Origin of the sequence: Streptomyces sp. NRRL B-24572 (assembly GCF_002156145.1) — a bacterium.
Taxonomy (GTDB): Bacteria; Actinomycetota; Actinomycetes; order Streptomycetales; family Streptomycetaceae; genus Streptomyces; species Streptomyces vietnamensis.
This window is the reverse complement of record NZ_MWIG01000396.1, coordinates 1-3,606: the sequence shown is the minus strand read 5'-3', so window position 1 is coordinate 3,606 and position 3,606 is coordinate 1. Positions and strand designations below refer to the sequence as shown.

Genomic DNA, 3,606 nt, shown 5'->3' with positions numbered 1-3,606 from the left:
GGTCGGCGACGCGCTGACCCGGATGCTCGCCGCCGAGTGCCGGCCGGTCGGCATCGCCGTCTTCTCCGCCCAGCCGACCCGCATCGAGTACGCCCCCGAGGTCGCCGCCGCCATGCGCCGCCGCCAGATCGCCGCCCTGGACGCCAAGCACCGGGACTCGGTCCTGACCGGCGTGATCGACGCCGTGGACGACACCGTCACCCGGCTGACCACGCGGGGGCTCGTCGAACTCGACGACTTCGAACGCCAGGCCCTGGTAAAGGACTTGACCGTGGCCTTCTGCACCCGGAGCGGCGGTCCGGCCGAACCGAACCACCAGGAGTGAGGAGCACCGTGCGCCGAAGCACCCCCGACCCCGAGTTCGACGTCCCCGCGTTCGCCGACGAGATGCCCCCGGACTGCGCGTGCGCGGGCTGCGCCGAGGCCGCCCGTTCCGGCCGGGCGCCGGGTGGCGGGCAGCGCGCCCTGCACGGCGTGCGCCGCGCGGTCGTCGCGACCGTGGGCGTGGTCGCCCTGACCGGCGCGGGCGCGGGACCGGCCGCGGCCGAACCCGCCCCGGCGCACGCAGGCTGGGACGGCTCCAGGTACTGGTTCCGGAACGCGGCGGGCGAGTGGCGCTGGACCAGTCACCACGCCGTGTACCAGCAGCGCACCAAAGCCTCGGGCGGCGCGAAACAGCGGCAGACGCGCGCCGGCCGCACCGGTGAGCCGGTCTTCCACGGCCGGCGGGGATGGGACGAGCAGTCCCGCGTGTACTGGTACCAGTCGCACGGCCACTGGTACTGGACCAGCCACGCCTGGAAGTACGAGCAGCGGACGGGCCGCCCCTCGCAGCCGTCCACCCCTGCCCCGTCCCCCTCACGGGGCTGGACGGCGCCGGTCTCCTCGTACGTCTTCACGGGGTACTACGGGCAGCCGGGTCCCTGGTCGAAGGGCTACCACACGGGGCAGGACTTCGCGGTGCCGTCCGGTACGGCGGTCCGCGCGGCGGGTCCCGGCCGGGTGGTGACGGCCGGGTACGGACGCGCGTACGGCTACGAGGTGGTGATCCGTCACCCGGACGGCCGCCACACCCAGTACGCCCACCTCTCCCGTATCGACGTGTCGGTGGGGCAGAGCGTGTACGGCGGGCAGCGGATCGCGCGGTCGGGGGCGACGGGGCGGGTGACGGGCCCGCACCTGCACTTCGAGGTGCGGGCCACGCCGTACTTCGGCTCGGACATCGACCCGCTGGCCTATCTGCGCGGCCACGGCGTGTCCGTGTAGGACAAGGCCCTAGGCCTCCACCCGCCCGTTCTCCTTGATCGTGATCCGGCCCTTCCGGATCGTGGCCAGGCGCGGGGCGCGGCGGGCGACGGCACTGTCGTGGGTGACCATGACGAAGGTCAGCCCGTGCTCGTCGCAGAGCCCTTCGAGCAGGTCCACGATCTCGTCGCGCATCGACTCGTCGAGGTTGCCGGTGGGTTCGTCGGCGAGGAGCACCTTCGGCCGCTTCACGAGGGCGCGGGCGATGGCCACGCGCTGCTGCTGGCCGCCGGAGAGCTCGGACGGCAGGTGCCCGAGGCGCTCGCCCAGGCCGACCGACTCCAGTGCCTCGGCGGCCCGGGTGCGTCGCTCGGCGGCCTTGACGCCGAGCGGGACGAGCGCGGTCTCCACGTTCTCCTGGGCGGTGAGCGTGGGGATGAGGTTGAAGCTCTGGAAGACGAAGCCGATGGTCTGGCCGCGTACGGCCGTCAGCCGGCGTTCGGAGAGCGCGGCCAGGTCGGTGCCGTCGAGGAGGACCTGCCCCGAGGTGGGACGGTCGAGGCCGCCGAGCATCTGGAGGAGGGTCGACTTGCCGCCGCCCGTGGGGCCCTGGATGACGAGCCGGTCCCCTTGGGCGAGGGTGAGGTCGATCCCGGCGAGTGCGTCGACTCTCTGCTGTCCCCGCCGGTACTGCTTGGTGACGCCGATGAGTTCGTACATGGTGGGACTCCTGTGGTCCGTGAGCGAATGGGGGCGGTCGGCTACTCGATGCGGCGCAGCGCGTCGGCGGGGCTCAGCCGCGAGGCACGCCAGGCGCCGAAGGCGCCCGCGACGAGTCCGCCGCCGAGGGCGAGGAGGACGGCGAGACCCACGGTGGTGACGCCGACGGGGGCGGTGAGGGCGATGTCGACGGTCTTGCCGACGGCCGTACGGGCTCCGCCGGGGCCGCCGGGGCCTCCGCCGATGACCATGCCGCCGCCGCGTCCGCCGCCGAACCCGCCGCCGCTCGCACCGAGTTCGGCGGTGAGGGTCGGGCTCGCGGCGGTGATGGCGTACGCTCCGGCGAGGCCGATCGCGATGCCGAGGGCGCCGCCGATGACGCCGTTGACGAGGGCCTCGCCGACGACCTGGCGGGTGACCCGGCCGCTCTTCCAGCCGAGGGCCTTGAGGGTGCCGAACTCGCGGACGCGGCGACCGACGGCGGCGGAGGTGAGGAGCCCGGCGACGAGGACGGCGGCGAGCAGCACGGCGTACGAGAGCCACTTGCCGACGTTGGAGGCGAGGTCGGCGGCGGTGTCGAGCGAGCCGGAGACGGTCTGCGCGAGGTCGGCGGAGGTGGTGACGGTGGTGCCGGAGACGTTCTTCTGGATGGCGGTCTTGACCTCGTCGATGCGGGTCGAGTCGGTCGCCTTCACATAGATCGTGGTGATCTTGCCGGCGGACCCGGAGAGGGTCTGCGCCTGCTTGAGCGGCAGGTAGACCTGGGCGGCGGGCTGTCCGCTCTCGGCGGTCGCGATGCCGACGATCTCGAACTTCACTCCCTTGACGGTCAGTTCGTCACCGACGGAGAGGTCCTTCTGCTGAGCGTAGGCGCTGTCGACGACGGCGACCTTCGCGTCGGTCTCGGTGGTCTTGAAGGCGCGGCCCTCGGAGACGGCGGAGGTGGTGAGGGGGCCGAGGTCGGGGACGGTGACGTCGGTGCCGTAGATCGTGAAGGAGTCGACGTCGAAGGCCGCGCCGCCGCCGGTCACGGTGTCGCCGGGACCGGCGCCACCACCGCCGTTCTCTCCGACCGGGCCGCCGGGCCGAGCCTGCTGGACCTGGCCTCGCTGGATCTGCCCGCGCTTGAACTCGCCGTTGATCTTCAGATCGACGAGGCTGAGACCGCCGACGGCCCGGTCGACGCCCTGCTGCTTCGCGACCGTGCCGACGGTGGAGTCGGCGAGGGTCCGGAAGCCCTGGACCATCAGCCGGTCGCTGCTCTGCTCCTTGCCGTCCTCCTTGCCCTGGAACTCGAACCGGGGCCTCTGCGCACCGGCCTCGGACCGTTCCTGCGCCTTGGTCACCGTCAGGTCCGTACCGAGGCCGTAGAGGGATTCGAGGACCTTGCCCTGGGCCCGGCTCATGCCGGAGGAGACGGAGTTCACGACGATGACCAGCGCGATGCCGAGCGCGAGCCCGGAGGCGACGACGAGCGCCGCCTTTCTGCGACGGCGCAGCTCGCGCCGGAGGTAGGTGAAGAACATGGCGTGAAGGTAGGGGCCGCGTGTGATGAGGGGATAAGGCCCGCGTGAAAGCGGGATGAGAGCGGGGCCCGGCGGGGCGGGGGCCCGACGGGGCCGCAGCTGTCTCGTATACACA

4 protein-coding genes are annotated in these 3,606 nt (G+C 72.7%); 2 read left to right on the top strand and 2 right to left on the bottom strand.

Going from position 1 to position 3,606, the window contains the following annotated elements:
• Both CCN56_RS23180 and CCN56_RS45590 read left to right on the top strand, forming a co-directional pair.
• A partial coding sequence (locus CCN56_RS23180; protein WP_373412887.1) for an SPFH domain-containing protein occupies window positions 1-325 on the top strand: 325 nt, incomplete at its 5' end.
• An 8-nt stretch (window positions 326-333) separates the two neighbouring features.
• The gene (locus CCN56_RS45590; RefSeq protein WP_306300624.1) at window positions 334-1,266 is read left to right on the top strand and encodes a M23 family metallopeptidase; all 933 of its coding nucleotides are present in this window, start codon (window positions 334-336) and stop codon (window positions 1,264-1,266) included.
• Window positions 1,267-1,275: 9 nt separating this feature from the next.
• On the opposite strand, the gene CCN56_RS23170 is transcribed toward CCN56_RS45590, so the two are convergent.
• Window positions 1,276-1,965, bottom strand: a complete 690-nt coding sequence (locus CCN56_RS23170; RefSeq protein ID WP_086829644.1) for an ABC transporter ATP-binding protein — start codon at window positions 1,963-1,965, stop codon at window positions 1,276-1,278.
• A 41-nt stretch (window positions 1,966-2,006) separates the two neighbouring features.
• Window positions 2,007-3,491 carry an ABC transporter permease gene (locus tag CCN56_RS23165; protein ID WP_086829642.1) on the bottom strand — a complete coding sequence of 495 codons (1,485 nt, stop codon included), beginning with the start codon at window positions 3,489-3,491 and terminating at the stop codon, window positions 2,007-2,009.
• Window positions 3,492-3,606: the final 115 nt, after the last annotated feature.

Coding starts and splice junctions, on each gene's coding strand:
- CCN56_RS23165 (WP_086829642.1), bottom strand. CDS start 3,491: ATGTTCTTCACCTACCTCCGGCGCGAGCTGCGCCGTCGCAGAAAGGCG.
- CCN56_RS23170 (WP_086829644.1), bottom strand. CDS start 1,965: ATGTACGAACTCATCGGCGTCACCAAGCAGTACCGGCGGGGACAGCAG.